At 64.2% G+C, this 26535-nt stretch carries 27 protein-coding genes and 3 pseudogenes; 10 read left to right on the forward strand and 20 right to left on the reverse strand.

All coding sequences use genetic code 11. The annotated features are described in order from the left end of the window. Positions 1–9: 9 nt before the first annotated feature. Complete coding sequence (locus ACFFWD_RS13770) at positions 10–294, reverse strand: cation transporter (RefSeq protein ID WP_376965879.1); 285 nt, start codon at positions 292–294, stop codon at positions 10–12. 13 nt (positions 295–307) lie between these two features. Continuing rightward, positions 308–694 carry a mercuric transporter MerT family protein gene (locus ACFFWD_RS13775; protein WP_376965881.1) on the reverse strand — a complete coding sequence of 129 codons (387 nt, stop codon included), beginning with the start codon at positions 692–694 and terminating at the stop codon, positions 308–310. Positions 695–741: 47 nt separating this feature from the next. Here ACFFWD_RS13775 and ACFFWD_RS13780 point away from each other — a divergent pair, with 47 nt between their 5' ends. Beyond that, on the forward strand, positions 742–1176 hold the full coding sequence (locus ACFFWD_RS13780; protein WP_376965929.1) for a MerR family transcriptional regulator: 435 nt from the start codon (positions 742–744) through the stop codon (positions 1174–1176). A 395-nt stretch (positions 1177–1571) separates the two neighbouring features. Here the strand turns inward: ACFFWD_RS13780 and ACFFWD_RS13785 are convergent. Together ACFFWD_RS13785 and ACFFWD_RS13790 are read right to left on the reverse strand one after the other, a co-directional pair. Then, positions 1572–2023 (reverse strand): annotated as a pseudogene (locus ACFFWD_RS13785) (GNAT family N-acetyltransferase). Positions 2024–2212: 189 nt separating this feature from the next. Further along, positions 2213–2563, reverse strand: a pseudogene (locus ACFFWD_RS13790) (P-loop nucleotide/nucleoside kinase family protein); the annotation flags it as partial. 159 nt (positions 2564–2722) lie between these two features. Here ACFFWD_RS13790 and ACFFWD_RS13795 point away from each other — a divergent pair. Next, entirely contained in the window at positions 2723–3397 is a 675-nt protein-coding gene (locus tag ACFFWD_RS13795; RefSeq protein ID WP_376965883.1) for a hypothetical protein, read from the forward strand. A gap of 49 nt (positions 3398–3446) precedes the next feature. Here the strand turns inward: ACFFWD_RS13795 and ACFFWD_RS13800 are convergent, their stop codons facing one another. Beyond that, a complete protein-coding gene (locus tag ACFFWD_RS13800) occupies positions 3447–3818 on the reverse strand; it encodes an META domain-containing protein (RefSeq protein ID WP_376965931.1) in 372 nt (123 codons plus the stop codon). Positions 3819–4019: 201 nt separating this feature from the next. Beyond that, positions 4020–5684 (reverse strand): L-lactate permease, encoded by a 1665-nt coding sequence (locus ACFFWD_RS13805; RefSeq protein WP_376965885.1) that lies wholly within the window; start codon positions 5682–5684, stop codon positions 4020–4022. A gap of 308 nt (positions 5685–5992) precedes the next feature. On the opposite strand from ACFFWD_RS13805, the gene ACFFWD_RS13810 reads away from it, so the two are divergent. Further along, positions 5993–7738 (forward strand): ABC transporter ATP-binding protein/permease, encoded by a 1746-nt coding sequence (locus ACFFWD_RS13810; protein WP_376965887.1) that lies wholly within the window; start codon positions 5993–5995, stop codon positions 7736–7738. Between the two features lies 1 nt (position 7739). On the opposite strand, the gene ACFFWD_RS13815 is transcribed toward ACFFWD_RS13810, so the two are convergent. The 6 genes from ACFFWD_RS13815 to ACFFWD_RS13840 form a co-directional block, all read right to left on the reverse strand. Beyond that, complete coding sequence (locus ACFFWD_RS13815; protein ID WP_376965889.1) at positions 7740–8243, reverse strand: HPP family protein; 504 nt, start codon at positions 8241–8243, stop codon at positions 7740–7742. 76 nt (positions 8244–8319) lie between these two features. Then, positions 8320–9309, reverse strand: coding sequence for a TorF family putative porin (locus ACFFWD_RS13820; RefSeq protein WP_376965891.1), 990 nt, complete (start codon positions 9307–9309; stop codon positions 8320–8322). 411 nt (positions 9310–9720) lie between these two features. Continuing rightward, complete coding sequence (locus ACFFWD_RS13825) at positions 9721–10113, reverse strand: histone (protein ID WP_376965893.1); 393 nt, start codon at positions 10111–10113, stop codon at positions 9721–9723. Positions 10114–10304: 191 nt separating this feature from the next. After that, positions 10305–11621: a glycolate oxidase subunit GlcF gene (glcF, locus tag ACFFWD_RS13830; protein WP_376965895.1), complete on the reverse strand. Its 1317-nt coding sequence runs from the start codon at positions 11619–11621 to the stop codon at positions 10305–10307. Next, positions 11618–12856: an FAD-binding protein gene (locus ACFFWD_RS13835; protein ID WP_376965897.1), complete on the reverse strand. Its 1239-nt coding sequence runs from the start codon at positions 12854–12856 to the stop codon at positions 11618–11620. Before ACFFWD_RS13835 ends, glcF begins: the two co-directional genes overlap by 4 nt. Before the next feature lie 33 nt (positions 12857–12889). Continuing rightward, positions 12890–13579 carry an ArsR/SmtB family transcription factor gene (locus ACFFWD_RS13840; protein WP_376965899.1) on the reverse strand — a complete coding sequence of 230 codons (690 nt, stop codon included), beginning with the start codon at positions 13577–13579 and terminating at the stop codon, positions 12890–12892. A 326-nt stretch (positions 13580–13905) separates the two neighbouring features. On the opposite strand from ACFFWD_RS13840, the gene ACFFWD_RS13845 reads away from it, so the two are divergent. Next, complete coding sequence (locus tag ACFFWD_RS13845; protein WP_376965901.1) at positions 13906–14241, forward strand: putative quinol monooxygenase; 336 nt, start codon at positions 13906–13908, stop codon at positions 14239–14241. Between the two features lie 51 nt (positions 14242–14292). On the opposite strand, the gene ACFFWD_RS13850 is transcribed toward ACFFWD_RS13845, so the two are convergent. The 4 genes and pseudogenes from ACFFWD_RS13850 to ACFFWD_RS13865 form a co-directional block, all read right to left on the reverse strand. Next, entirely contained in the window at positions 14293–15375 is a 1083-nt protein-coding gene (locus tag ACFFWD_RS13850) for an acyltransferase family protein (RefSeq protein ID WP_376965903.1), read from the reverse strand. A 366-nt stretch (positions 15376–15741) separates the two neighbouring features. Continuing rightward, a pseudogene (locus ACFFWD_RS13855) lies at positions 15742–15896 on the reverse strand (FAD-binding oxidoreductase); the annotation flags it as partial. A 33-nt stretch (positions 15897–15929) separates the two neighbouring features. Further along, positions 15930–17447, reverse strand: coding sequence for a hypothetical protein (locus ACFFWD_RS13860; protein WP_376965905.1), 1518 nt, complete (start codon positions 17445–17447; stop codon positions 15930–15932). A gap of 318 nt (positions 17448–17765) precedes the next feature. Further along, positions 17766–19259, reverse strand: coding sequence for an FAD-linked oxidase C-terminal domain-containing protein (locus tag ACFFWD_RS13865; protein WP_376965907.1), 1494 nt, complete (start codon positions 19257–19259; stop codon positions 17766–17768). A 231-nt stretch (positions 19260–19490) separates the two neighbouring features. Between ACFFWD_RS13865 and cycA the strand changes: the two genes are divergently transcribed. Beyond that, on the forward strand, positions 19491–19883 hold the full coding sequence (gene cycA, locus ACFFWD_RS13870) for a cytochrome c-550 CycA (protein WP_376965909.1): 393 nt from the start codon (positions 19491–19493) through the stop codon (positions 19881–19883). 147 nt (positions 19884–20030) lie between these two features. On the opposite strand, the gene ACFFWD_RS13875 is transcribed toward cycA, so the two are convergent. Then, the gene (locus ACFFWD_RS13875) at positions 20031–20990 is read right to left on the reverse strand and encodes an alpha/beta fold hydrolase (RefSeq protein WP_376965911.1); all 960 of its coding nucleotides are present in this window, start codon (positions 20988–20990) and stop codon (positions 20031–20033) included. Between the two features lie 308 nt (positions 20991–21298). Between ACFFWD_RS13875 and ACFFWD_RS13880 the strand changes: the two genes are divergently transcribed. Continuing rightward, the gene (locus tag ACFFWD_RS13880) at positions 21299–21475 is read left to right on the forward strand and encodes a hypothetical protein (RefSeq protein WP_376965913.1); all 177 of its coding nucleotides are present in this window, start codon (positions 21299–21301) and stop codon (positions 21473–21475) included. A gap of 149 nt (positions 21476–21624) precedes the next feature. Here ACFFWD_RS13880 and ACFFWD_RS13885 read toward each other — a convergent pair whose 3' ends face one another. From ACFFWD_RS13885 to ACFFWD_RS13895, 3 genes are all read right to left on the reverse strand, one after another. Then, positions 21625–22278 carry a tetratricopeptide repeat protein gene (locus ACFFWD_RS13885; protein ID WP_376965915.1) on the reverse strand — a complete coding sequence of 218 codons (654 nt, stop codon included), beginning with the start codon at positions 22276–22278 and terminating at the stop codon, positions 21625–21627. A 119-nt stretch (positions 22279–22397) separates the two neighbouring features. Next, positions 22398–22523 carry a type B 50S ribosomal protein L36 gene (gene ykgO / locus ACFFWD_RS13890; RefSeq protein ID WP_002718645.1) on the reverse strand — a complete coding sequence of 42 codons (126 nt, stop codon included), beginning with the start codon at positions 22521–22523 and terminating at the stop codon, positions 22398–22400. 319 nt (positions 22524–22842) lie between these two features. Continuing rightward, positions 22843–23229 carry a hypothetical protein gene (locus tag ACFFWD_RS13895; protein WP_376965919.1) on the reverse strand — a complete coding sequence of 129 codons (387 nt, stop codon included), beginning with the start codon at positions 23227–23229 and terminating at the stop codon, positions 22843–22845. Positions 23230–23454: 225 nt separating this feature from the next. Between ACFFWD_RS13895 and ACFFWD_RS13900 the strand changes: the two genes are divergently transcribed. The 4 genes from ACFFWD_RS13900 to ACFFWD_RS13915 are packed head-to-tail and all read left to right on the forward strand — an operon-like array spanning position 23455 to position 26428. Continuing rightward, positions 23455–24339, forward strand: coding sequence for an amidohydrolase family protein (locus ACFFWD_RS13900; protein ID WP_376965921.1), 885 nt, complete (start codon positions 23455–23457; stop codon positions 24337–24339). Between the two features lie 39 nt (positions 24340–24378). Continuing rightward, complete coding sequence (locus ACFFWD_RS13905) at positions 24379–25209, forward strand: dienelactone hydrolase family protein (RefSeq protein WP_376965923.1); 831 nt, start codon at positions 24379–24381, stop codon at positions 25207–25209. After that, positions 25206–25952 carry a haloacid dehalogenase type II gene (locus tag ACFFWD_RS13910; RefSeq protein WP_376965925.1) on the forward strand — a complete coding sequence of 249 codons (747 nt, stop codon included), beginning with the start codon at positions 25206–25208 and terminating at the stop codon, positions 25950–25952. Before ACFFWD_RS13905 ends, ACFFWD_RS13910 begins: the two co-directional genes overlap by 4 nt. 5 nt (positions 25953–25957) lie before the next feature. Continuing rightward, a complete protein-coding gene (locus ACFFWD_RS13915; RefSeq protein WP_376965927.1) occupies positions 25958–26428 on the forward strand; it encodes a YbaK/EbsC family protein in 471 nt (156 codons plus the stop codon). Positions 26429–26535: the final 107 nt, after the last annotated feature.

The following is a 26535-nucleotide window of genomic DNA, read 5'->3' on the forward strand; positions in this document are numbered from 1 at the left end:
GCTCTTCGATCAGCTTCTGGGCGCAGACGGATAACCTGCGTTGGTGGTGGCCGAGGTCAGTTGGCCCACATCCGCCTTGGCATCGTCATAGGTGACCGTTGCCGTCCTGTCCTTGTAGGACACCACAACCCCGGTCACGCCGGGAACCGCTTGCAGGCTTGCCTTGACGATGGTGGGACATGCCGCGCAGTCCATGTTCTTCACTGCAAGCGTGATCGTCTTGTCTGCGGCCATCGCCGTTGAAGATGCGAAAACGACGGCAACGAAAGTGGCATGCATAGCGAGCTTGTTCACGTGCGTTCTCCGGTCACGAGTCGAGAAAGAGGGGTGCGATGAAATCGAGGCCGAGCGCAGCGGCGACGAGAATTGTCGCCAGGATGAGGCTCGCCTTGACGATGCGGCTCGGCAGCGGTCGCGCGCAGGCATCTCCAACGGCGCAGGCACGCATTCCCGACCGGTAAACCAGCCAGTAGCCGTAGCCCAGGAACGCGACTGTCGCCGCGACGAAGTAGGGCTGGTAGGGAGTAAGGCGGGTGAAATTCCCGATCCAGGCTCCGCTGACCCCGAGACCAAACATGGCGAGTGGCAGTATGCAGCATGACGATGCTGCGAGTGCGCCGAGGAGGCCACCGGCCGCGACGAGACGCTGTTGCCGCTGATTGTCGGCGAGGTGAGCGGTTCCGTTGCTTTTCATGGCTATACCATGCATCCTGTAGTCACTACAGGATCAAGGACGATTTGATGAACGCCATCACACATTCGCGAGCGGAAGGCCTATCGATCGGCGAATTGTCCAAGCATAGCGGCGTGAACATCGAGACGATCCGTTATTACGAGCGCATCGATATGCTGCCGGCGCCACCGCGCACCGCAAGCGGGCGACGGGTCTACGGCGCCGCCGAGGCGCGAACATTGGCCTTCATCCGGCGATCCCGCGAGCTGGGTTTCACCCTTGAGGAGATTCGCGCCTTGCTTGCCCTGGGAGGACCAGAGCACGCCCCATGCGCCGACGTGCACAGGATCGCGAGCGCGCATCTCGCCAACATTCGCCAAAAGCTCTCCGACCTCAGCAGGCTTGAGGCCATTCTGGCGAAAACCGTTGCGCAATGTTCCGACGGCGCGACGCCCGAGTGCCCCGTGCTCGATATTCTGGATGCGGGCCGGCAAGGCCGCTAGCCCTCGCCGGCCAACGAGTCAGCGCTGGGACGCGGGCAAGTCGGTGCGAAAGCGAGCCCGGTTGTCTCTCGCACGCGCGCCAACAGCGGGGGCGGCGAGCATTCCCCAGGCTCAGGGGGGACGAACTTGGGACACCGACTCTGACGGTAGTTATCCGGAATCCCCAGGCGGTGAGAATTCGCCTAGGTTACGATCATTGCAGAGCAGGGGCAGTATTATTCCGAGCCCATTTTTCCCGGAAGGGCCGCTGATAATTGGTCAGCGGCCCTTTCGGCTTGAAGGACCGAACTCTTCGTTGCGGTCGGCGCGCTCCTCACCAAATCAGCATGGCCGGATGACGCGCACGCTTTCGGCGTGGCGTCGCCGATCACCGCGAAACAGACAACGTGCCGTGCTCAGGACGCGAGGCGTTTGGTCATGAACAGACTGAGCGGGTCGGGCTTGTAGGTCCCGAACGGCGCGCACTTCCGATAGCCCGACGCGCGATAGAGTCCGATCGCTTCCGGCTGTTTGATCCCTGTCTCGAGGCTGATGCGCTCAACATGCTGCCGTCGCGCGGGGCCTCTTCCAGCGCCTCGAGCAAGCGCCGGCCGAGCCCGGCGCCCCGCGCGCCCGGTCGCACGAACATGCGCTTCATCTCGGCATGTCCGGGCGCGATGATCCGCAACGCGATCGATCCGACAACTTCGCCATCGCGGCGCGCCACGAAGAAGGTCGTGTCGGAGGCTGCAAGCGCGTCGGCGTCCACGAGGTGATTGCTTTCGGCGGGATAGAGCGCCTGCATATGGGCATCCGACTCGGCGATGAGGCGTCGGACCTCAGGCTGCCTCGGGTCTTCGGGTGCGATGTTCGCCTTCGCCGCAGCCGTAAGCACCCCTCCACGGACATGCGCCTCCGCGATATCAACCAAATACTCGATCGAGTCGTTGGCCGTATCGAGGACGACATGCGCCCGGTCCCAGGGCTCGTAGACCATGGCCGCGATGTCGTCCCATGTCGGCAGTTTGAGGCCGTCGAGATCAGGGAGGCGGCCTTCGAGCCGGCTGCGATGCACCGACGCGTCGCTGCAAAGGGCCTCAATCTCGATGATCGCGGCGGCGTTTTGCCGCGCCGTCGCCCGCCAGCCGCGCCGGCTTGCGGCGACGGGATTGACACAATCCACGACGACGGCGCGGCCCAGCCTGAGGTTCTCCGCCGCCAGCGCATTCGCGATCGCGTAGCCCATTGTGCCGACGTCGGCGCCGGCTGCGCGCAGGCTCTGCTCGATCGCATCGATGCGGAGATAGGTTGCAGATAACCGCTTGGTCAGCTCGCGTGCGATCGTGGTCTTTCCGCTTCCGGGAAGACCGCCGAACACCACGAGGACCGCCCGCCCGAAGTCTGTCATGCCGCGAATGTCCGATGGCGTCGCGAGTTGGTCAATACGCGGGCCTGCCGATGCCCGGCTGGACGTGCTTCGCGCGCGATGCCGCAGTCCGGTCACTGAGTCTTAAGACTCGATTCAGCTTCGAGGATCATCATCGGCAAGCCGAACGTAGGTCACGCCATGCAAGACCGCGAGCCGAGTACCCTCGAAAATATCAGGCCGGGAGATGCGGCCGGCAATCAATTGCCGGAGCCGCCGGCGGAGCCGTGGGACCTCCCGGACAGCAATCACGACGCCGTCCTGGTGCTGCGGGAATCGTTCGTCGATCGCATCGGCACTATCGCGGCGGTCGCAGTCGCCGTGGTGGCAAGCTTCGGACTGGGATGGGTCGGCGGCCTGAACTGGCCCGGCTTCGCGAGCGCGCCCGCCGCTGGTCCCGTCGCGCAAAAGGAAGCTCCGCCGCCCCACATTGCCGAGGCGAGGCCGAGCTGCAAAATGGAGGGTGCGCGGAAGGCGGCCTCTGCGCCTGATCCCGTCGTCACAGGAAGCCTGCCCAAGACGTCCGCTCGCCTGCCGGCGAACGCAGCCGCTCCGGCCGGCACGACCCCGGCCAGCGTCGCCGCCGCGGCGAGGCCGCAAGCGCTCGGACCCGCACCGGAAACCAGGCCGTCCACGATTCCCGGATGGTCGGTGGTCGAGGTGCGCGACGGCACCGCGGTTCTCGAGGGTCCCGAGGGAATCCGGATGGCTGCACGTGGCGACACGGTCCCCGGCCTCGGGCGCGTCGATTCCATCGTGCGCTGGGGCAACCGCTGGATCGTCGCCACCGCGAGCGGATTGGTCGCGACGCCCTAACCGCTCAGTAGCTTCACTGCCGTGGGCTGTGGTTGACGTTTGGCCGGCGTCAATTCGTGTTGATGCGAAACCGCAGCGACTTGCTTCCGATCAACGTGACGTCGTCGCCCTGTCGCTTCCAGGTCGCGATGTCGCCGAGCGCCGCCAGCAGATCGTCGTCGGCCTGCGCGCGATCGGGCGGGCAGTTGCGCGGCTCCATCGCGCCGGGGACGAAGATGATGGTGTTGCCGGCGACCGAGAACTGTCCCTTGCCGCCCTTGCACCAGAGCTCGAGCGACACCTCGCCATTATCGCCGATGTCGAGCGAGGGAATCCGCTTGGAGCCCGGCATGCGCGCGGCATCCAGCATCATTTCGAAGCCGAAGGGGAATTCCTGCGCAACCACGGCGCGGATCGATCCGCAGGTCGCTGCCAAGAGCATCGACGCGGCCACGCCGCCCTTCAAGATTCGTCCGACCGACACCATACCATTCCCTGCAATTCGCAAGCCTTCAACGCCCGCCGTTGTATTGGACGAGGATGCGCTTGGCCAGATTGGCGGCGCGAGAAAAAATCCTTGAAAAGGAAATCCCCGCGGGTTTCACGCCCGCGGGGATTGTCTCGTCGATCGCCGATGGGCCGTCTATTTCAGGACCATCATTGAGAACGGATAGACATAGGCCTGCAACGTCACCAGCACGCCGACCAGACACGCCAGCACGATCGAGTGCAGGAACACGTAGCGCAGGATCGAGCCTTCGTGGCCGTACCAGTTGGTCGCGGTGGAAGCGACCACGATCGATTGCGCGTCGATCATCTTGCCCATCACACCGCCGGACGAGTTCGCGGCCCCCATCAGGATCGGCGACAGGCCGAGCTGTTCGGAGGTGATCTTCTGCAGGTTGCCGAACAGCACGTTGGAGGCCGTATCCGATCCGGTCAACGCGACGCCGAGCCAGCCGAGCAGCGTGCCGAAGAAGGGATAGAGCACGCCGGTCGCGGCGAAGGCGAGGCCGAGGGTGGCGTCGACGCCGGAGAGCCGGGTCAGCGTGCCGATCGCCAGCATCGCCGAGATCGTGATCAGCGAGATCGCGCACAGCTTGATGGTGCGGCCATATTCCGCAACCAGCTTGGCGGGCGACACCCCCATCAGGAGACCGGAGATGATCGCCGCGATCAGCATGCCCGAGCCGGTGAACGACAGGTAGGTGAAGCTGAACACCGCCGCTTCCGGGGTCGGCTTGGCCGCGACCGGAGGCATCTTGTTGATCAGCTTGTCGAGCTCGGGGACCGGGAAGTTGTAGGTGAAGATCGAGTTCGCCCAGGTCTTGAAGGCACCGTTGCCCCAGATCAGCATCACGACGCAGACGATGATCCACGGCAAGAGCGCGCCCCACAATTCGGACGAAGTCAGCGGCGTCTTGTCGAGCGGCTTGGCCGGCGCCATGGTCGCCGCGGAATCATCGTGGTGGCGCAGCGCCGGCGACAGCCAGAGCTCGCGCGGGTGCCACACCTTGAGGAACAGGATCAGGGCGCCCATCGAGATCAGCGATGCGCCGATGTCGACGATCCAGGGATTGACGTAGTTCGAGATCACGAATTGCGGGACCGCGAAGGAGATGCCGGTGACCAGGATCGCCGGCCAGACGTCCTTCATGCCCTTCCAGCCCGCGAACGCCCACACCACCCAGAACGGCACGATCAGCGAGAACACCGGCAATTGCCGGCCGACCATGGCGCCGAGGATGTAGGGATCAAGCCCGGTGACCGAGGCAAGGCCCTGGATCGGCGTGCCGAGCGCGCCATAGGCGACCGGCGCGGTGTTGGCGATCAAGGAAAGGCCCGAGGCTGCCAGCGGCGAGAAGCCGAGCCCGATCAGCACCGCACCGGTGATCGCAACCGGCGTGCCGAAGCCGGACGCGCCCTCGAAGAAGGCGCCGAACGAGAACGCGATCAGGAGCAGTTGCAGGCGGCGGTCTTCGGTGACGCCGCCGATCGCACGCTTGAGCAGCTCGAACTTTCCGCAGCTCACCGTGACCTGGTAGAGGAAGATGACGTTGAGCACGATCCAGCCGATCGGGAAGAACCCGGTGACGACGCCGAGCAGCGTGGCGCGGATCGACATGTTGGCCGGCATCGTGAAGATGAAGATCGTGATCAGGTTGGTCACGATCACCGCGATGATGGCGGCGATGTGCGCCTTCACCTTGCCGCTCGCGATCAGGACCAGAAGCGTGACCACCGGAATGGCGGCCGCGACGGTCGACAGCACGGCGCTGCCGAGCGGGTTGTAGACTTGATTCCACATGTTGCGGATCCTCCCCACGCGTTATGCAGCGCGACGGCCGGCGTGAACGGTCCAGGCGCGCTGGCGTGATCGCGGGAGCAAGTCGAATATGCCAGGCCGGCTCCGAGGATCCACGATCCGAACGATCGCTCACATCCTCGCGAAATCTGAAGGTCCCCCGCCCCTCGCCGTTGTCGCCATGCTAGGGTTGACTCGAATACCGGGACAAGCCAACGCTTGCATGCCAGATCTCAGACTTTAGTCTAGGCGCTTTCCGATTGTCCCGATTTTTCAGGCCTTTGCGGCCCATCCCCCGGAGACGATAATCTGTGAACAACATTCGCTCGACGCTCGCGGCCGTGTGGCGCATCGCCACGCCCTATTTCAACTCCGAGGATAAATGGGCGGGTCGCGGCCTGCTTGGCGCGGTCATCGCAATCGAGCTGTTGCTGGTCGGCAACGACGTGTTGGTCAACCAGTGGCGGAACCGCTTCTACACCGCATTGCAGAACAAGGATTGGGACAGCTTCAAGCGCGAGATGCTGGTGTTCTGCGCGCTGGCGACGGTTGCGGTCGTGCTCGGCGTCTATCAGCTCTATCTGAACCAGTGGCTCCAGATCCGCTGGCGCAACTGGATGACCAACCAATATCTCGGCGGCTGGCTGCACGACGCGAACCACTACCGCATGCAGCTGCAGGGCGACACCGCCGACAACCCCGACCAGCGCATGAGCGACGACGTGAAGCTGTTCGTCGAGCGGACGCTGCAGATCGGCGTCGGGCTTTTGAGCTCGATCGTGACGCTGGTGTCCTTCGTGGTGATCCTCTGGGGGCTGTCGGCGTCGGTGCCGCTGCTGCTGTTCGGCAGCGACTTTTCGATTCCGGGCTATCTGGTCTGGGGCGCGCTGGTCTATGCGATCTTCGGTACGTTGCTGACGCAGTGGATCGGCTCGCCGCTGGTGAACCTCGACTTCCACCAGCAGCGCCTGGAAGCGGACTTCCGCTTCAACCTGGTGCGGGTTCGCGAGAACTCCGAGCAGATCGCGCTGCTCAAGGGCGAGGGAGCCGAGCGCGAGCGGCTGTCCGACCGGTTCAGCCGCGTCGTCGCCAACTGGTACGGCATCATGAGCCGGACCAAGCGGTTGACGGCGTTCACGCAAAGCTATGCGCAGGCGGCCGTGGTGTTTCCGTTCGCCCTGGCAGGACCCGCCTATTTCGTCGACAAGTCGATCCAGCTCGGGGCACTGATCCAGATCGCCGAAGCCTTCGGCAAGGTGCAGGATGCACTGTCGTTCTTCGTCTCGGTCTACCGCACCATGGCCGAATGGCGCGCCGTGATCGCCCGTCTCGACGGGTTCGAGGGCTCGATCGCGGGCGCCGAACAGCTGGCGCGCGATGCCGCCTCGATCCACACCGCGCCGGCGGCGGGCGGCGCGATCACGCTGCCGCAACTCTTGGTCAAGCTGCCGAACGGCGCGCCGCTGGTCTCGGCCGACCGTTTCAGCTTCCGTCCCGGCGAGCGGACGCTGGTCACCGGCCCCTCCGGCGCCGGCAAGTCGACGCTGTTCCGCGCGGTCGCCGGCATCTGGCCGTTCGGCCATGGCGCGATCGAGATCCCGGCGGACGCGACGCTAATGATGCTGCCGCAGCGCCCCTATCTGCCGATCGGCTCGCTGCATGCGGCGATCGTCTATCCGGGCGAAACCGCGCAGTATGATGCCCGGCGGGTCCGCGACGTGCTCGCCGCCGTCGGCCTGCCGCAGCTCGCGGTACGGCTCGACGAGGAGGCGCACTGGAACCGGATGCTCTCGCTCGGCGAGCAGCAGCGCCTCGGCATCGCGCGTGCGCTGTTGCATGCGCCGCAATTCCTGTTCCTCGACGAGGCGACGGCCTCGCTCGACGAGCCCTCCGAGGCGGCGCTGTACAGGCTCATCACCGAGCGGCTGCCGGCGACCACGATCGTTTCGATCGGCCACCGCTCGACGTTGGACGCCTTCCACCAGCGCAACGTCGTGCTCGTCCGTGACAGCGACCGCTTCACGCTGCGCGACGCGGTCAAGGCCGCGGCGTCCTGACCTAGGATCGGGGCGGCCGCGGCCAGAGCCTGCGGCTGACCCAGCGGTGCCAGGCATAGGCGAAGGCGGCGAGCAGCAGCGCGCCGGCCAGCACCGGCGCGAGCAGGAACGACCAGGGCAGGTTGTTGGAAACGATCAGCAGCGGATTGATCCCCGCCGGCGGATGGAAGGTGCGAGTCAGGTACATCGCGAGGATGGCGAGGCCGACCGCGGCCGCCGCCGCCCAAGGATGCGGTCCGGTCAGGGCCAGCACCGCAAAGCCCGTCAGCGCCGACACCACATGGCCGCCGATCAGAGCGCGCGGCTGCGCCGGCGCGGCCTCCGGCGATCCCACCACGAGCACGATCGAGGTCGCGAACGGGATCACGGCAAGCGGGTAATGGGTGGTCACCGAGAACCACTCCATGGTGGCGATGGCGATCGCGCCGCCAAGGCCGGCCACCGCGCCGGCAATGAGATCGCCGCGCGGCCGGGTCGCCTCGGTCGCCGTCCGCGGCCGCTCCATTTTCATCCCAGTGGGCCCTGCAAAAACAAAAGGGGCGGCAGATTGCTCTGCCGCCGCCCACCCTAAGTAGAACCCCTTACTTCAGGTTGGTCATCGCTGTCAGGTCGGCCGAGAGCTTGGCGATGCCGGCGGCACCGCACCAGTTGGAGCCGACGCCAGTCGGGTTGATCGGGGAGAAGCTGCTGCTGAACCGGGCGGTGTAGTCGCTGGTGAAAGCGTTGCAGTTCGCCTTCGACAGGTTGGTGTCGGAGTAGCGCAGATCGAGCGTGAACACCTTGTAGGTGAAGCCGATGCCGACGTTCCAGGTGTTGTAGTCGGCATATTTGATGCCGTTCGGGAAAGCCGGGACGCCGTAGAACGAGTCCGTCGTGCCTAACCACTGACGGCCGAACTCGCCGGAAACGTACATGCCGACACCGCTCGAGCCGAAGGTGGTGCTCGGCGCGGTCCACTTGCCGATGATCGAGGTGTAGTTGCCCCAAGCGCCGCTGTTCAGGAAGCTCGGCGTGTAATACTCGTTCAGGGTGAACGCCCAGTTGTCGTTCACGGTGTAGGTGGCCTTGCCGTAGACTTCGAAGAAACTGACGTCCTTCTTCATCACGTTGCCGTTGACGAGGAAGTTGGTGGCGCACTCGGCGCCGAGCGGCTTGCCGGCCGTGTCGAAAGGCGCACCGAACTGGCAGGTTCCGCCCGGATACAGGTAGCCCCAGACGCCGATATCGAACGCGAAGGCGCCGAAGGTCGGGCGGATACCGCCGTAGACGTCGATTTCAGCCGCGGCGCGGTTCGCGAACGAGATGCTCTCCCCGGACACGCCGACATAGAGCTGCAAGTCCTTGGTGACGTTGTAGCGCGGCTCGAAATAGGCGGTGACCGACGGCTTGTGGTTGGACTGGGTGACGCCGCGGAAGATGTAGTCGTTCATGATGCCGCCGCCGAAGGCGACGTCCCAGGGATCGAACGGTGCCGGCGGCGGCGCCTTGACGGCCTTCACGGCCATGTCGGCGGCCATGGCCGAGCCAGAAATCATTGCTAGCGCCGTTGCTAACAAAGCCAGTTTCTTCATGACGATCCCCATCACCTTTCCAAACAGCCCGATTCCGGTGGCCCCCCAGGGCATGCGATAACCGACTGCAACCAAATCTTGCGTGATCAATCTGAAGCGCATGGCCAAAGTGGAGAAGCCAAAAAGTCCGGCATGTGCTGACTTTTTAGGCGTTCTTGCAGTTTTGCCTCACGTTGGTTGGCGGGTGTTGCATTCGCACAACAAGTTGCTTGCGCTCTCGTAGCGGTTGAGCGCGGACGGACCGGAAAGCGATCGGCCGATGCGCGCCGCGAACATGCGCGCGGCGAATCGCTCTGCCCGCAAAAGCACGGGCCGGAGCCGGAAAAAGCCGCAGCGGCAACCGCTGCGGCTTTTGCGATGATCTGCTCCATCCCCCGCCCGGCAGTTTGGACAGCGGGTTTGAAGACCTGGCTAGTGGTGCTCGCCCCCTTCGGACGAGCTGCCCGCGCTCCAGGTCGAGGCCTGCTCATCGCTCGGCGTCGCCCAGCTCGGGGCCGGCTGCGGCGCGGGTTCGGGCGCCGGCGGCGGAGGAGCGGCGACGGGCTTGGCCGCTTTCTTCGGCGCGCTCTTCTTGGCGGCCTTCTTCGGCGCGGTGGCCTTCTTCGGAGCTGCCTTCTTGGCAGCTTTCTTGGCAGCTTTCTTTGCCGCCTTCTTCGGTGCCTTCTTGGCTTTCTTTGCTGACTTCTTGGCGGCCTTCTTTGCAGACTTCTTGGCCGACTTCTTCGCGGATTTCTTCTTCGCTGCTACCGCCTTCTTGGCCTTTTTGGCCTTCTTGCTCTTTTTCGCCTTCTTCGCTTTAGCCATCGTGGTCCTCCTGTTGCCGCTGATCGAGGTCCGTCGTGCGCTTCAAAGTGTCCGCCTGCCACAAGCAGGATGGCGCTCCGTCAAAGCGTCCTCCCGCTTCGTCTCGTACCGGGCATGATCTGGTCGATGCACTTGTCTCACGTTACGCCAACGTGAATGCGAGGTCCGGATCATGCTCGAAAGGCAATCGATCACTTCAATCCTGGCCGGGGACCTCCTGTCGCCCAATCGAGAAGCTCAATCGTGTGCACCACAGGAACTGACGTACCGCCGGCAATCTGAACCATGCAGCCAATATTGCCCGCAGCGATCATGTCCGGTTTGACAAGCGCAATATTGGCGACCTTGCGATCGCGCAATCTGCTCGCAATGTCGGGCTGGAGAATGTTGTAGGTCCCCGCCGAACCGCAACACAAATGGCTCTCGGGCACATCTTTCACCACGAATCCATTCTTGGAAAGCAATTCTTTCGGAAGTTGAGTGATTTTCTGTCCGTGCTGCAGCGAACAAGCTGAGTGATAGGCGACGGTGACGTCGCCTTTTTGCGTCGAAGGCTTGAGCTCGAGGCGCGCGAGATACTCGGTGATATCCTTGGCCAGCGCCGAGATCCGTGCAGCGGGTGCGGCGAAGTCAGGGTCCTCGCGCAGCAAGTAGCCGTAGTCCTTGACCACCGTGCCGCAGCCCGAAGTCGTGACCAGGATGGCGTCGAGCCCGCCGCGTTCCGCTTCCCTTTGCCACACCGTGATGTTCGCCCGCGCGCGCTTAAGCGCGTCACCGTCCTGCCCCATATGGTGGGTGAGCGCGCCGCAGCATTGCTCGTCCTTGACCAGCACCACCTCGACGCCGTGCCGGGTCAGCACGTTGATGGCGGCCTGGTTGATGCGCGGCGCCAGCACCTGCTGGGCGCAGCCCTGCAGCAATGCGACGCGGCCCCGCCGTTCGCCGTTCGCCGGAAACACGGTCCCTGCTGCCGGCCCCGGCGGCGGCAGGCTCCGCGGCGCCAGCGCCAGCATGGCCTTGATCCGCCGCAACAGGCCCGGGCTCGCCGCGCCAACCGAGGGGGTCGGCAACAGCCTCGAGAACGGGCGGGCGAGCCCGGCCAGGATCATGCTGATCCGGAACACGCCAGGCCGCGGCAGCACGAAAGCAAGCACCGACCGCAACAACCGCTCGGTCAGCGGCCGCTGGTAGTCCCGCTCGATCCTGACCCGCGCCTGGTCGACGAGGTGCATGTAGTTCACCCCCGACGGGCACGTCGTCATGCAGGCGAGGCACGACAGGCAGCGGTCGATATGCTTGACCACCTCCGCCGTCGGCGGCTTGTCCTTCTCCAGCATCTCCTTGATCAGGTAGATGCGGCCGCGCGGGCTATCGAGTTCGTCGCCGAGCAGCACATAGGTCGGGCAGGTCGCGGTGCAGAAGCCGCAATGCACACAGGCGCGCAGGATCTTGTCGGCCTCCTTGATGTCGGGATCGGTGAGCTGTGCGAGGGTGAATTCGGTCTTCATGCGGTCTCACCCCGCGTCATGCGGCCGCGGTTCAGGACGGTCTTGGGATCAAAACTCTTGCGAACCCGTTCGCCGAGCGCAGCAAGCCCGGCCGGCTGCGGCTGGAACACGTCGACATTGCGCCGCACCTCCTCCGTGGCGCGGATCAGCGTCGCATGTCCGCCGGCGGCGCCGACGCGGCTGCGCACCACGGCGGCCTGCGCGTCGGCATTAGGCGGCAGCGCGGCCCAGATCAGCCCGCCGCCCCAGTCGTAGATCACGTCACCGCCGGTGTCGCGCGCCAGCCTCTCTCCGAGCGCGCCGCCAGCGGCCGGCGGACAGACGATCCGCCAGACCGGCCACGCCCCGAGCGTGCCATTGGCCGCGAAGGGCGCGACGTCACGGAGCGCGCTCCAGATCGCAACCGAGGCGCCGTCCTCGAGCAGGTCGACCGTCCCATAGGAGGACAGCGCCTTGCCGAGCGAGGCCGCCCGATGCGCGGCCGAGGCCGCGATGCCCTCCAGGCGCACCAGCGTCACCGATTGCCCTGCCGCCGCAAGGGAGGCCAGCGCGCCCGCCGGGGTGCGGAACGCCGACCCCGGCAGATGGGCCGCGCCCGACACATCGAACGGCGAGCCCAGCGCCGCCGTCATCGCCTTGTTGGCGGTGGCATCGTCGAGGCCGCGCAGGAGCAGCGTGCGCTCGCTTTCGGGCTTCGGCATCACCTTGAACGTCAGCTCGGTCATGACCGCGAGCGTGCCCCAGGACCCCGTCAGCAGCTTGCAGAGATCGTAGCCGGTGACGTTCTTCACGACCTTGCCGCCGGTCTTGAAGCTGTCGCCGTAGCCGGAGACCGCATGGGCCCCGAGCAGATGGTCGCGCGCGCCGCCGGCCTTGATGCGGCGGGGCCCCGCGAGCCCCGCCCCGATCATGCCGCCGATGGTGCCGATCCCGGCCGTGCCGAGCAGCACCGACGTATCCATCGGCTCGAAGGCGAATTGCTGGTTCTTGGCGTCGATCAGCGACTGCACGTCGGCGAGCGGCGCACCGGCCTCGACCGTGATGATCAGCTCGTTCGGCTCATAGGAGCTCACCGCGTTCAGGCTTGAGAGGTCGAGCACCGCGTTGGTCGCCATCGGATGGCCGATCGCGCGCTTCGACCCATGGCCGATGATCTCGAGCGGCTGCTCGCCGGCAACCGCCGCGCGCACCACTTCTTCGACGTCTTTGGCGTCTCTTACCTTGAGCGTATCCACGGCTTAAGCCGGTAGCCAAATTTGGCTCCGAAATCAAATGCGCGCGCCGAACAGAGTCCTGAACGCCGCAAGCCCGGCCGTGGTGATCTCGACCGAGCGGCCCTGCGGCCTGCGGCGAATCCATTCGCGCCGGAAGGCGAGGTCGGCAACCGCGGCCCCGGCCCGCCCGGCCAGGTGCGGTCGCCGTTCGCTCCAGTCGAGGCAGGGCCGGCAAAGCGCCCGCCGCTGCCGCGGCTGCGGACGCAGGTCGACGCCAAGACTCCCCAGGAATGCGGTGCCCGCGGCGGTCAGTTCACCGGCATCCTGCTCCAGCACGAGATAGCCGCGCTCGCGCATCGCGTCGGTGACGGCAACGCCGAGCTCGCCCGCAAGGTGATCGTAGCAGGTCCGCGCTCGCCGCATCTGGGCATCGATCCGCGACGGCGGCCGGGAGGCTTGCGGACCGGTGACCGCAACCGTCATCATCCCCTCGAGCATCTGCGCAACCAGCGGGGTGGCCAGCCGGTAGAGCCGGCGCGGACCGCGCCGCTCGACCTTGAGGAGCGCGCGCTCGACCAGCCGCGACAGATGCCAGCTCGCCGTCTGCGGCGTCACGCCGGCGACCTGCGCCAGCTCGCTCGCGGTCTGCGCGCCCGCATCCATCAGCCGCGACAGGATGCGGGCACGGCCGGGATCGGCGATCAGTTGCGCCAGCTCGGCAAGCTCTGCTGCGATGATCGACACGGCCAGCTCCGGCAGAAATCCACCCTGACTATCGCACGGGTCCTGCCGTAACGCTTCGATCATGATCGAAATGTTCACGACATCGACACTTCGACCACCGGCGAACCGGAGCAGCCGCGGCATCGCTACAAGGTTGCGCCGATCGCGATCGAAACCAATCAATGGAGACAGACATGGAGCAATCAGCATTCGCGCGGCCCACGCCGCGATCCGACGAAACGTTTCGCCGCAGATCGGTGATCCTGGCGTTCGGAGTGGTGCTCGCGAGCACCCTCTCGCCATGGACGATTTCGCCATCTCAAGCCCAGCAGCAGGGAGCCGGAACCATGAAGCACTACGCAACGCAGAAATCGATCAGCGACGCCGTCGACGGCGGCGGCCTGCTCATCGTCGCGCAATGGGAGGCGAAGCCCGGCGAGGCCGACAAGGTCGCTGCGATCCTCGACCGCTTCCTGCCCGAGGCGCAGCGCGAGGACGGCGTCAAGCTGTTCCTGATCTCGCGGGCCAAAGACAGTCCGGCACAGTTCCTGTTCTACGAACTGTTCCGCGACGAAGCCGCCTTCAAGGCGCACCAGGACAGCGCGCATTTCAAGACCTACATCGCGGGCGAAGCGCTACCGCTGCTGGCGAAGCGGGAGCGGATGCAATACGCGCTTCTGTGAGCGACACTGCGGGACGGGCTTGCCACGCAAGCCCGTCCCGCAGACTCAGTGTCAGATCGATGCGCTGCTGCCAAGCGTCGCGCCCAACTCGACCTGCTCGGGCGGCCTGCGCCAGAACCCGACGATCGAAATCCTAGAGAGAACCGCAGCCTCGATCGACTCGACGTGACTTCTCAGCCGAAGTGCATTTTTCTCGACAAGATGCCAGGAGGCGAACGCGACGCAGAAGGCAATCGGCAGGCTGATCAGGATATTCAGATACCAGTGCTGAACCGAGGGGCCGAATGCCGCAACGCACTGCTGGATGACGAATCCATAGAGATACATCCCGTAAGAGTAGTCGCCGGATGACACGATCCAGCCGCGCCGCGGGTTCATGAGGCCCAGATAACACACGACATAGGCAGCCGGCACGGGAGCAAACGCGTCGCCGCGTCCAGTGGCCATGCCGGCAGCACATAGCACCAGCGCGAACAGGCACGCCGTACGGTTGAACGGCACCTTGTCGCGCCAGAGGTAGAAGCCGACACCAGAAAGGAAGCAGAACACGAGGAGATGCGGGCGAAGCTGGATGTCCACCTCGTCCCAGCGAAAGATATCGTAGCAAGCGAGCCCGATCTGGGCGATCACCATGAACACAAGGTACAATACCCTGTTGAAGCAAATGGCGGTCGCGGCAAGGAGCGCCAGGATGACGTAGCACCACAGCTCATATGGCACCGTCCAAAGCTGGGTATTCACCAGATCGGGCACCGGGTTGTGATGAAATACGCCTGGAAGCTCATAGTGGATGTCGCCGACGATATTGAGAAAATAGGCAAAGAATTTCGGGTCCGCGAAGTACTGCGCCAGGGGTATCGCAGTGAAGATCGGGCCGATGATGACAGCCGAGAGCGTTGTCTCGACCGCGAGCGCAGGCGCAATGCGAAGTACGCGCAGGCCGAGAAATGAAATCAGGCTCTTGCACCTCAGCAGGCTGGCCGTCACCAGAAATCCGCTCAAGGCAAAAAAGAGCGCAAGGATCATCGCGATCGCGATACGAAGCGAGCTCAGTATTTCCAGCGTCCGGCCGAGCCCAAACGTCACGTTCATGCTGTGCAGGCAGATGATCGCCGCCGCCAGCGCAATCCGCATATAGTCGAAACCTGCGGGCCGATTGTGCGTTATCGCCAGCTGATCAGCTAGGCTGAACGCGGTCGTCTTCCCAAAGACATGCATCTCCGGAAATTATCGAAAGATGATCTAAGGTTGTGTAAACGCGGCCCGCCGCAATTGTCGCCACTCGTGACGGATCGCCCGGCGGCTCAGGGCGGTGCATGCCGGCAATCGCAGCAAGCATCGGTTAGGGTTATCGACTGGATGGGATAATCAGTCGAATTATATCAATCAGCGGCACACGCTAAAGAGCGATGAGATTAGGATGAATCGTCATCGCGCTTTAGATCTTTGTTTGAGCATGATCTTTTCGGAAAACCGCTTCACACTTTTCCGGATCATGCTCTAGAACCGCGGGATATCCGGGAAAGCGAGCTTGCCGGCGTGCACCTGGACGCGGCCGAGCTCAGCGCAGCAGTGTAAGCCAGGAAGACCTTGCCGGGATTGAGCTGGCCCTGCGCGTCGAAAGCGCATTTCAGCCGCCGCTGCTGGTTGAGGTCGGTGAACCTGCGCAAGTGTTGCAGCGGATTCGGCTATTTCCGAGCGTCGCCTGGCTCGGCGGCCACGAGACCGGCGAGCGACGGAATCTCTTCGAGCCTCTGTCGGGCGGCCAGATGGATTTGGGTGCCAGGCATGGCGTAACGCTTGGTGAGGCCCGCAGCGTCGGCTATCGCATGCAACCGCCGCGCGTCGTAACCGTCGGCGAAGAAGACCGCTGTGTCTGGCGAGGTGATCGCCTCGCTCGGCGCCGCTTCGTCGCCCAGCAGAAACGGCACTTCGCTCTGCACAAACCCGTTCGGCGCAACCGCGGCAACGCTGTTGTCGACGAGCAACCGACCGAGCATCGGGCGTGCTGCGCTTATTGCCACCACGGCGCGATCGGTCGCAGCCTGCCGTGCGAGGGATGGCGGGTCCCAGAACGCTTGAGGAAGGGGCAATCGTCCCGGATCGTGTATCCCGATGCCAGGGACGAAGCTTAACGCCAGCAGCGTAGCGAATCCGACGATGACCATAGACGGATCGCCTGCGTTCCCCGTCCGTTGCTGCTGTCGCATCACGGCGAGGAGCGGCCAAGCCAGGGCGATAAGAAACGGAAAAGCGTAGTAGCTCACAAGCATGCCGGCGAGCGGAGCTTTCGCCAACATGTGCACGAGTAGCCACGGAATACTGGCAGCAAACGCCAGCACGATGGAGGGATTCCGTGCTCGCACAGCCCATATGCAGGCACCAAGGGCCGGATACAGGATGTACGGAAGGCCGACCACGAAGTAGAGCAAACGGTGCGCAATCAGCCCGGCACCTAGATGTGCAAGGGGTGGGTCACCGAGATAGACCCGCACGAATGCTGACGTGTCGGGAAATAGCAGGCGCTGCACGGCCATCACGGCGATGGCGTAGAATAGCGCCGCCAACGCGAAGGTCCATTCCGTCCGCTGCTGCCGCAACGGTATGCCACAGGCAACGTTTAGCGTGACCAGTAAGCCGAGGATCGCCACATAGTGAAACCCGGCATCCTCGCGGGTCGCGAGGCCCAGGACGAAAAACGCGATGGCGAGGCGTCGATATCCAAGCACCTGCGCCACGGCGAACAGCAGGAAGAAGGCCGCGATCAGTGTCTCGAAATGTGGGTAGCGCGCAATCGCGATAGCCAGCCCGCTGAAGGCGAAGCCTAGCGCCGCGAGAGCCGCGATCCACGGTCCCGCTCCGCGCCGCAGGCCGAAGCCCTCCACCAGTAGCCAAAACACGGAAAGTGCCAGCAGTGCGTGGCTCAATCCGACGACGCCGGCAAAAAACTGTGGCATCGAAAATGGCAGGCACCAGCTAAGCGCCGAGGCCGGCAGGAATAGCAGCGACGCGTGCGTGCCGAAGTAGCTGCCTCCGCCGACGCTTGCAGGTTGCGTGAGGGTCGCATCGCTGTGCCACATCAGGGATGCAAGCAGGCCGGTGTCCAGCACGAAGCTGCCCCGTACATAAAAGTGGAACAGCACGAGGTTTGCGAACGCCACGAAGGGGATGCCGATGGCGAGCATTGCCGCCGCAGCGACGCTCACGTCTCCCCATCGAACGGGCAGGAATCTGGCCACGCCGCCCTCAGCGGGCGGGCTCGCGTCATCGACGACTTGATCTCCACAGTATGACTGTTTCATCTGCATCGATAACTTGGCTCTACGATTTATCAGCGCCCTGCTTCGCCGCGCCGGGGGGCGCAGGTGCGAAACGGCCGATACCGCTCCATCTAAACCAGACAGATGTGCAAACAGTTACGGATTGCTTCAAATTGTCCAATATCGGGAAAGTCGGCTACGGGGTCCTTTCAGACAGCGAAACCGATAGCGGACGTCTGATTGCACGCATCCCCCGCCGATCGTTCAGAACCGCGGGATATCCGGAAACGCCAGCTTGCCGGCATGGACGTGGACGCGGCCGAGCTCGGCGCAGCGATGCAAGGTCGGAAACACCTTGCCGGGATTAAGCAGGCCCTGCGCGTCGAAGGCGCATTTCAGCCGCTGCTGCTGGTTGAGGTCGATCTCGGAGAACATCTCCGGCATGAGGTCGCGCTTCTCGATACCAACGCCGTGCTCGCCGGTGAGCACGCCGCCGAGCTCGACGCAGCAGCGCAGGATGTCGGCACCGAACGCCTCGGCGCGCTCGATCTCGCCGGGCTTGTTGGCATCGTAGAGAATCAAGGGGTGCAGGTTGCCGTCGCCGGCGTGGAACACGTTGGCGACGCCGAGCTCGTATTTCTCCGAGAGCTCGCGGATGCGTGCGAGCGCCTTCGGCAACGCGCCGCGCGGAATGGTGCCGTCCATGCAGAGATAGTCGGGCGAGATGCGTCCAACCGCGGGAAAGGCCGCCTTGCGCCCGGCCCAGAACAGGTTGCGCTCGGCCTCTGAATTGGAAATCTGCAAGGTCACCGACCCGCAGCCCTTGGCAATGGCCTCGACCCGCGTGATCAGCTCGTCGACCTCGATCTGGGGACCGTCGAGCTCGATGATCAGGAGCGCCTCGACGTCGTGCGGATAGCCGGCATGGACGAAGGCCTCGGCGGCGTGGATCGCGGGCTTGTCCATCATCTCCATGCCGCCCGGGATGATGCCGGCGCCGATGATGGCAGCCACGCATTCGCCGGCGGCCTCTACCTCGGCAAAGCCGACCATCAGCGCGCGCGCCGTCTCCGGCTTCTGCAGGATGCGGACCGTGATCTCCGTGATGACGCCGAGCAGCCCTTCCGAGCCGGTGATGATGCCCATCAGATCGTAGCCGGAATTCTCCGCCGACTTGCCGCCGATGCGCAGGATCTCGCCGGTCATCAGCACGATCTCGCAGCCCAGCACGTTGTTGGTGGTCATGCCGTATTTCAGGCAGTGCACGCCGCCGGAATTCTCCGCGACATTGCCGCCGATCGAGCAGGCGATCTGCGACGACGGATCGGGCGCGTAATAGAAGCCGGCATGGGCCACCGCCTGGCTGATCGCGAGGTTGGTGACGCCGGGCTCGGTGACGACCACGCGGTTGTCGAAATCGATCTCGCGGATGCGCTTGAACTTGCCGAGGCCGAGCAGCACGCCGTCGGCGAGCGGCAACGCGCCGCCGGAGAGCGAGGTGCCGGAGCCGCGCGGCACCACCTTGATGCCCTGTGCATGGCAATATTTCAGGACTTTTGCGACCTGCTCGGTGGTATCGGGCAGCACCACGACCATCGGCGGCTGGCGATAGGCGGTCAGCCCGTCGGATTCATAGGCCAGCATTTCGGCCGCAGAGTCGATCACGCCCTCGCCTGGAACGATGGCGCGCAAGGCTGCCACGATCTCGCCGCGACGGTTCAGGACCGCCTGATCGGCCGCCGGCATCATGATCGACATGGGTATTCCCTCGAAACTCTCGCGCTAACGAATTGTTACGACAAATCAAGCACGTCTGCACCTGTTTGGGTAGGCCGGCCGAAGGTCGGATTGCCTTCCATGCCAACCGTGAGTTCTCTCTCGGGCAAGTCCGGCGCCAGGAAACCTGTCAAGGTTTCGTGGCTTGTCCGGCCCAAGCGGACCATGCCACAAACAACTCCACCATTTCCGGGACGAAACGAAGAGCACCCTATGAAGATACTGACCTTGAGCGCGCTGGCTGTTGTCACCTCACTGGCTACCGCATCCTCCGCGCTGGCGCAGGACGCCGCCGCCGGCAAGACCTCGTTCAACAAGTGCCTGGCCTGCCACGCGATCGGCGAAGGCGCCAAGAACAAGGTCGGGCCCGAACTCAACGGCCTTGACGGCCGCAAGTCGGGCACCGCGCCGGACTACAGCTATTCGGACGCCAACAAGAATTCCGGCATCACCTGGAACAAGGAGACGTTCCTCGACTACATCAAGGATCCGAAGGCCAAGATCCCCGGCACCAAGATGGCGTTCGCCGGCATCAAGAACGAGACCGAGGCCAACAACCTCTGGACCTACGTGTCCTCCTTCGACAAGGACGGCAAGCCGAAGTAGCCGACCGCGCCCTTTCAGCCTGCGGCCGCCCTGGCGTCGACGTCAGGGCTGCCGCACCGCGATCAACGCCGCGGCAGATGGTCCTCGCGAGATCAGGACAAATCAGCCCGCTGAATAAAGCGGCCGAGGCGCAAGGCAGGCGAAACGCTATTCCACCGCTGCAGTACGTCGCGCCGTCTGCGCGGCCATGGCCTCGATCTCGGCGACCACGCGGTCCGGCACCGCGTGCTGCACCATGTGGCCGACGCCGGGCAGCACGATGAGCCTCGCGTTCGGCACTGTCGCGGCGAGCGGACGCGAGTGGATGCCGGTCGACACCGTCTTGTCGACGTCGCCCGACATGATCGTGATCGGCGCCTTGATCTCGGCATAGCGTGGCGCCTGCTCCGTCACCGCGGCCTTCAGCGTCACCAGATCGCGCGCATTGGCGATGAATTCGCACGGGCGCAGCAACAGCGGCGTCGCGCTGTCGCTGACGAAGTTCTGCGGCATCGCCTGCGGGGCGAACACGCCGTCCACTCCCGACGCCGCGACGAGATAGCCGAGCGGCAGCGTGATGGTGTAGGCGAGCAGCGGGCCGATCACAGGCGTCGCGATCACATCATTGTAGCTGCCAGCGCCGCCAGACCAGGGATAGGCGACGGGCGCGAGCAGCACGAGACCCGCGACGCGCTCCGGATCGTCGAGCGCCATCCGCAACGCCAGTGCACCCGCCCAGGAATGCGCCACCACGATCGCCTTGCCGACGCCGAGTTTCGTGAGCGCCTCCGTGATCATGCGGCCCTGAACGGCGGGCGTTGAATCCTCGATGCGATCCCGGCTGCTCCAGCCATGGCCGGGACGGTCGATCAGGATGACGCGATGGCGTTTGGCGATGATGTCGCCGAGCGGCCGTTGCATCACGCGCAGGTTGGAGCTTGCGCCGTGCAACATCACGATCGGCATATCAGGCGCATCGCGCGCGCCGAGCTCGACGACGTGGAGCACGCCGCCCGACACGTCGATCATCCGTCCCTCCGCGGGAAAGGCACGCTCGATCAGCACGACTCCGGCCTGCGTCGCCAGCGCCAGCCCTGCCAGCGCGAGCACGACGATCACTATCAGCATCGAGATGATCCGGATGATCCTTTGCACCAGCGAGTTACGGGACGACCCGGCGCAGGTTTCGTGCGACGGCGGGCTCAATCTGTACGAGCGTGATCGCGCTCGCAAAATGAGGTTGTCCACAGCACGCCCGGCCTGTGGATAGCGGGTTCATACCAGCGTCATTAGCCATTTCATACATAGGTGGTGGCATTTTCGCCATCAGGCGCCCTGCTTGTTCGCAGGCGAAAGAGTTTCCCGGCCTGTCCACCCTTTCCACAGGAACTGGAACTCTCACTATAAGTTCAACGGGAATAATCGGAGGAGTACAAATGGTTTCCGACCCCAGCGAAGCGGCCATCGACCAGATCGTGGCGAGTTGCAATGGCGACCTGCGTGGAGCCCTGAAGGCGCTGCTGCTGGTCAACGAGCATCTGGAAGCGGAGCTGCAGCAGCTCTATGCCGCGGCCGCCCAGGACAGCGTTGCCCGCGGCAAGTTCCTGCACTGAGATCCCTAAAGACGCCTTTAGCGCGCCCGTCGGTCGCGGGCGGCCATCCGCAGGATAGGCGCCGACCGTCGAGCGGGCGAGATTCGCGTGTGTGAGTAGCGTTGCCGTTCGCGTGCAGCCGACCGGACATCGTGTGGCCTGTCGCGCGCTCAGATATCGCGGCCTTCAACCTTTTCGGAGAGCTGCTTGACCATCTCGGGCACCTTCTCCAGATGCGGATTGACGGCGAGCGCCTTGCGGAACGCCTCCAGCGCGCGCTTCTCGTCGCCGACGTCCTGCATGATCATGCCAAGGCCCGCAAGCGCGCCGAAATGGCGGGGCTCGCGGATGAGGACCTGCCGAATATCCTCCAGCGAATGGGCGTAGTCGCTCTTCAGGTAGTAGATCGTCGCGCGCCGGTTCCACGCCTCGATGTAATCGGGCCGCAGCTTGACCACGGCATCGAGCAGCTTCAGCGCGACATCGATATTCTGGGCGTCGAGCGCGGCCTTGGCGCGCATCATCAACAGCGCGGCGGTGTCGCTCGGGGTCTGCAGCCATAGCGCCCAGATCCGCGCCTCGACATGGCGGGCACTGGCCTCATCGGGCGCCGCCTTCAGCGCACCGAACAGGAAATCGAGCCCACGCACGCGATCGGCCGGGACCTTGGGCAGCTTGCTTGGAGCCTCGGGCAGCTTTTTCTGCGATTTCGGGGGCGGAATGACCCGCCCGTCCTGCGCGGGAGCGGCGACAGGCACAGCCAGCAGCGCGGCGATCAGAAGCGCCAGAACGCAGGTGTTAGGGCCAAGGAGTCGCAATCCCATGGCCGAAGTCTAGACGCACAAAGCCGCGCTGCAAAGCAGCACGGCGTCAAAGACCTGTGAAAGGGAGACGACGCGGGCCCGATCAACGGACCCGGATCAGCAAGGTTAGCCGTTCGAGATCAGCCCTGGCGCGCCTTGAAGCGGCGCTGGACCTTGTTGATCACGTAGACGCGGCCCTTGCGACGGACCAGGCGGTTGTTGCGGTGGCGGCCACGCAGCGACTTCAGCGAGTTACGGACCTTCATGGGACAATCCTGTTGCTTCGAAAGGCCCGTGTTGGAGGCCGTGCCTGATCAATGCCTGAAAGTGGCAGAATGGGATTTATCCCGACCAGCGGCCGTACCGCCCGGGACGGGGCGGTTTCTAAGCCATTGGAGCGGCGGATGTCAATGCAATCAGGCCGGTTTTTGGCCGGCCCAGCCGGTCGGGAACCGGCCCGCCCCATTTATCGGGCATTGAAATCGCTGACAAAATGGCGGCAGCCGGGAGATCGACCAGCCTCTCCCGGCCGCCGCTGCCGCCATTCCCACCGGACCAAGGCCCGGCGTTCCGTCTGGGCTGTGTCTAGAAGACGACGAATCGTGCGGTGCCGTGCAGCGGATGGACGGTATAGAGCTCGGTCTGCCCCACGGGCGGCCCGACGATGGAGAACTTGTGCAACGCCGTGATGCCTTCGGTCGAGATGGTCGCGACCTCGGACGCCGGCAGGCGGACGCTCGGGACCAGCAGCGTGAACGAGGTCGACGGTCCGTCGATGGTCCGCAGCAGGAACACGCTTACCAGCGTGCCGAGCATTGAGCTCTGGGTCTGAATCTCGTCGCCCGAGAAATTCTTGGTCTGGAACGTGTCGTGATAATTGAAGAGCGGCTTCTCCGTAATGCTCGTCGTCGAATAGGTGACGTGAATGCCGTGTCCGGAGACCTCGTAGAGATTGGGCTGGGTATTCGCCATGACGCTGACCTTTCCTGTCAAGCGCAACAATTTCAGGTTGCACCATGGCGCTGCGCTACCGCAAACCGTATGAACTGCGTCACAGGCCGCGGGTGGCCCGCCGAACACGATTTCGCGATTGACGGCGGCCGCCGCCGCGGGTGGGCCAGCCAGGCGGCTTGCGAAAATAATTATATAGTATAATCAATTTGCCGAACCAGACATCAAGCCGCCGGGGAGGCCCTTATGCCCAAGCTCAAACTGCCCGACATCGAGAAGGTCGTCGCGATCGACATCCACACCCATGCCGAGGAGCCCTGCGGCATGCATGGCGACGACGGCTATGACGACTTCCAGGCGCAGATGGCGGAATACTTCAAATCGCCGCACAAGCATCCGCCGACCGTGCCGGAGACCGCGGCCTACTACCGTACGAAAAACATCGCCGCGGTGATCTTCCCGGTCGACGCCGAGCGCGAGACCGGCTTCCGCCGCTACAACAATTACGAAATGCTCGAAGTCGCTTCCGAGCATCTCGACGTCTTGATCCCTTTCGTCTCGATCGACCCGCACAAGGGCAAGCTTGGCGTGCGCGAGGCGAGGAAGCTGATCGAGGAGTACGGCGTCCGCGGCTTCAAATTCCATCCGACCATGCAGGGCTTCTACGCCAATGACCGCATGGCCTATCCGCTCTATGAGGCGATCAATGACGGCGGCGCGATCGCGCTGTTCCACACCGGACAGACCGGCGTCGGCTCGGGCATGCCCGGCGGCATGGGGATGCGGCTGAAATATTCCAACCCGATGTATATGGACGACGTCGCGGCGGACTTCCCCGATCTCAAGATCATCCTCGCGCACCCCTCCTTCCCCTGGCAGGAAGAGGCGCTCTCGGTCGCGACCCACAAGCCGAACGTCTATATCGACCTCTCCGGCTGGTCGCCGAAATATTTCCCGCCGATCCTCGTGCGCTACATCAACTCGATCCTGCAGGACAAGATGCTGTTCGGCTCGGACTGGCCGGTGATCACGCCGGACCGATGGCTTGCCGATTTTGCAAACCTCGACATCCGCGAGGAAATCCGGCCGAAGGTCATGAAGGCCAACGCAAGGAAGATTTTGGGCGTCTAACGGAGTATCATCGGCGGCAAGCTTCCGAGGTGGTTCACGATGAACTTCGCCGGACTTGCCGCCCTCCTCGCCGCATTCCTGGCCGGAATTGCGACGTCGGCCATCGCGGCCGAACAGCCGCCGACGCTGGTCGAGATCGAGAACCCGCTTGCCAGCACGCATCCGCTTCAGGGCTACCTGAGGCGGAGCAATAGCACGGGTCCCTTGCCGGCCGTGGTGTTGCTGCACGGCTGCAACGGAAATTGGGGCCACATCGACGAACGCTGGGGCAGGCGGATCGCATCCTGGGGTTACGTCACGCTGTCGGTGGACAGTTTCGGCCCGCGCGGCCTTAACAATTGTGGCGAGGGCGTTCGGGATGACCTGACCCGGGATGCCTACCGCGCGCTGGACTTTCTGGTGCGCGACCCGTTCGTCGATCCCGCGCGCGTCGCGGTCATCGGTTTCGCGCATGGCGGGCGGGTGGCCCTGATGTCGGTCGAGCGCGGCCTGCTGGAACAGACCTCACCCAGCAAATTCCACGCTGCCGTCGCCTTCTATCCGCCGTGCCTCGGATTCAATGGCATCATGACCGCGCCGACGCTAATTCTGGCCGGCGAACGCGATGACTGGAATTTGGCCCGGGAATGCCGCAACCTGGTTGACGGTCGGGACGATTGGGGGATATCGCGACAGAAAGGCGAAGGTTTCCCGATGAAGCTCATCGTCTATCCCGGCGCTTATCATGGTTTCGACGCGCCTGCGCTCGAGACGCCGCGCCAGATGTCCGGGCACCACCTCGAATTCAACCAGGCGGCGACCGATCAGGCCGCCGCGGCGCTCCGCGAATTCCTCGATGCCACGATCGGCCCGCAGGAGAGACCACAATGACCATCAAAGCCGTTGTCTTCGATGCCTATGGCACACTCTACGACATCCAGTCGGTGGCCGAGATCACCGAGGATGCGTTCCCCGGCTATGGCGAGATCATCACCCAGATCTGGCGCATCAAGCAGCTCGAATACTCCTGGCTGCGCTCGCTGATGCGGCGCTACCAGGCTTTTTCGGTCGTCACCCGCGAGGCGCTTGCCTACACGCTGCGCAGCCTCGGCCTGCAACATGACGAAGCGACGTTTGCGCGCATCATCGACAAATACCTGCATCTCGATCTCTATCCGGATGCGCTCTCCATGCTTGAGGCGCTGAAGGATCGCAAGCTTGCGATCCTCTCCAACGGCAGCCCGGACATGCTGAACGCGCTGGTCCGCAACTCAGGGCTCGAGCGCGTGCTCGACGCGACCATCAGTGTCGACAAGAAGAAGGTCTTCAAGCCCGATCCCGCCGCCTACGCGCTGATCGAGGAGGTGTTGCACGTACCACCCGCGGAGGTGCTGTTCATCTCCTCCAATCCGTGGGACGCCTGCGCCGCCAAGGCGTTCGGCCTCAACGTCGCCTGGATCGAGCGGGTGACGCCGGAAGCGATGGCGCTCGCCTGCGTCGAAAGCGATACGGTCGCCCCATTGACCATGTTCAAGGCGTTGCGTACCCAGATGGATGAGCTCGGCGTCGTGCCGGATCACCGCATCCATGCGCTCTCCGAGCTTCCCGCCCTGGTGTCCGCGCAAAGGTCCTGAACGTAATGAGCCTTGAGTCCGTCCGCGCCTTCTTCGCCGAGAAGGCGCCCGAAATCTCCTTGATCGAATCGTCCGTGAGCTCCGCGACCGTCGTGCTGGCGGCCGAGGCCTATGGCGTCGAGCCGGCGCGGATCGCCAAAACGCTGAGCCTGCGGGTCGGCGATCGCGTGGTGCTGATCGTCACCAGCGGCACCTCGCGGATGGACAACAAGAAGCTCAAGGCGCAGTTCGGAGGAAAGCCGAAGATGCTCGGCCTCGACGAGGTTGCCGAGATCACCGGCCACGAGGTCGGCGGCGTCTGCCCGTTCGGACTGAAGTCGCCGTTGCCGATCTATTGCGATGTGTCGCTGAAGGCGTTCGATGTCGTGCTGCCGGCCGCGGGCTCGACCCACAGCGCGGTGCGCATCACGCCCGACAGGATGGCGCAATTGACATCGGCCGAATGGATCGATGTCTGCGAGATCAGGCCGTCATAGCGCTTCTCAACGAGAGCATTTTCGGTACTGATAAAATCAGAACCGAAGCTCTAGCAGTCTGCTGAAAAACCCAGAAATTGAAGCATTGCTGTGTGTTTGGGCAGGTG

It is taken from the genome of Bradyrhizobium erythrophlei (assembly GCF_042430365.1).
Taxonomy (GTDB): domain Bacteria; phylum Pseudomonadota; class Alphaproteobacteria; order Rhizobiales; family Xanthobacteraceae; genus Bradyrhizobium; species Bradyrhizobium erythrophlei.